The organism is Vibrio sp. 704 (assembly GCF_033339295.1).
The window spans coordinates 1-788 of the sequence record NZ_JAWOUH010000319.1 but is presented as its reverse complement, the minus strand read 5'-3'; the positions used below and the strand labels follow the sequence as shown (position 1 = coordinate 788).

Below are 788 nucleotides of genomic sequence, written 5' to 3'. Positions count from 1 at the left end.
TTTTGTTTTTTCGTCAAACTGAGGATTACAGTTTAAAACGTTTGATCTCTTGCTCAAGCTCGTGAGACAGCTCAGATAGGTGCGCTGCTTGCTCCGCTGCTGAGTGAGCTTCTACAGAAAGCTCGTTCGATACGTCGCGGATGCCTTCTGTGTTACGAGTGATTTCTGTTGTTACAGATGCTTGCTCTTCCGCCGCAGACGCAATTTGCGTTGCCATGTCGCTGATGCGCTCTACCGCACTGTGGATTTGCGTCAGGCTCGCTGCTGCAGAATTCGCGTCATCCACACTGGTATCAGCCAAACGACGACCATCTCCCATGATATCAACCGCTTTCTTGGTTGTACCTTGAAGCATTTCGATCGTTTCTTGGATTTCTTTGGTCGATGCGTGAGTACGTTGGCTCAATACGCGAACTTCGTCAGCAACAACCGCAAAACCACGACCTTGATCGCCTGCACGCGCCGCTTCGATCGCTGCGTTCAGTGCCAACAAGTTAGTTTGCTCTGCAATGTCTTGAATCGTCGATAGAATCGTGTTGATGCTATTACCGTGCGCTTCAAGTTCTTGGATAACATTTGTCGCTACTTGAACTTCTTGCGCCAGATTCTGGATAGAGCCTTGCGTTTGATTCACTTGGCTAGACCCGTGAGCACATGCTTGCACCGCTTCTTCAGAGCTATGCGCTGTGCTGTCTGCGTTACCCGCAATCTCTTGCGTTGCTGCTGCCATTTCATTAACCGCAGTCGCAACCATGTTGATTTCGTCTTGCTGGTAAGAAATACGCTGG

1 protein-coding gene is annotated in these 788 nt (G+C 49.5%); it reads right to left on the bottom strand.

The window, feature by feature from the left end:
- Positions 1 to 25: 25 nt before the first annotated feature.
- Positions 26 to 788: methyl-accepting chemotaxis protein (locus R7R24_RS26175; RefSeq protein ID WP_318120039.1), on the bottom strand; the 763-nt coding region annotated here is incomplete at its 5' end.